Below are 1070 nucleotides of genomic sequence, written 5' to 3' on the forward strand. Positions count from 1 at the left end.
GCGTCTCCGCGAGGTCCATGAGCAGATGACGCGCACGGTCCGCCGCTCTGGCTCCCGCCCTCACCAGCAACATGCGCTGCTGGGTTGGATGCGTTACGCCGATGTGGATGTCGTGGGGGCACTCGGGGAACAGGCGGCGCGTGGAACGCCCTCGATCGGGCTGAGGAGCCTCCAGTTCTTTCCAAAGGCACTCGTCGATCACCTGACATCCTCGTTCGCTTCATCGGCATCGACCTCATCGTCCTGGGTCCACCAAGGAACGTTGACGACATACTCCTTGGCGTTGTCGACTCGGGAGAGGGGGAAGCTTGCCGCGAACCCGATGAGCGGCATGCTCACCCCAGAACCCTCCGGGGCCTCGATGAGGTAAAGGAGCAGAAGGGGCTGGTCGGTTCGCCGCTGCGCACGGGTCTGGAAGCTGGATGGCAGCTGCGGGTTCCGTGGTTCCCCGTTGCGCTTGATCTCCCCGAGCGCCAGCTGCTTGGTCTTCGCCCACGCGCTCTCGTACTGCTGCGGATCAAGGTCGTACGTCTCGTCCTTGGGGCTCAGGACGCGTTTGATCGTGTGGCGGCCAAGGGTCGTGCCGTTCTTGCTGGAGGCTGCGCGGACGACCGGCCCGAGGATATGTCCTGCGAGCTCTGTGGTGGTCGGTGCACCGCTCCGGGAGACGATGCGGACGGTCCAACGGCCGAGTTCACCCTGCCGCGCGCAGTGGCGGATGTAGTCGGCGATGAGTTCAGGTCGAATGCGGTTCGCTTCCGGAGCCGACTTGTAGACATCGAAGAACCCGGAGGCCACCGTCTCCGGGTTGACGTCGGACCACACCAAGCTGCCGGTCAGGTCGTCGACAGTCGGCTTCGAGTGTGCGAGCAAGGTCTCGGTGAAGACCTGCAGGTTCTTGAAGTTCTTCTCGGGGATCCCACCAGTGAGCGGGAAGATCGTCGTTTCCGCCAGTTCCCCGGAGTAGCTGAGCCTGACCCGGGTACCCTGCCGCATTTTGTTGGCCGCCGTGATGCTCAGTCCCAGGGACGACGTGCGTACTTTGAGGCCGAACCGGCGCGGTGTGTAGC

2 protein-coding genes are annotated in these 1070 nt (G+C 64.1%); both read right to left on the minus strand.

Annotated elements, in window-relative coordinates; translation table 11 throughout:
- Positions 1–202, minus strand: a 202-nt coding sequence (locus ACFWVD_RS28900) for a PD-(D/E)XK motif protein (RefSeq protein WP_379248097.1), incomplete at its 3' end; no start/stop codon positions are given.
- Positions 199–1070: hypothetical protein (locus ACFWVD_RS28905; protein WP_379248099.1), on the minus strand; the 872-nt coding region annotated here is incomplete at its 5' end. The genes ACFWVD_RS28905 and ACFWVD_RS28900, both read right to left, overlap by 4 nt.

The organism is Nocardia sp. NPDC058666 (genome assembly GCF_042714895.1).
Lineage (GTDB): Bacteria > Actinomycetota > Actinomycetes > Mycobacteriales > Mycobacteriaceae > Nocardia.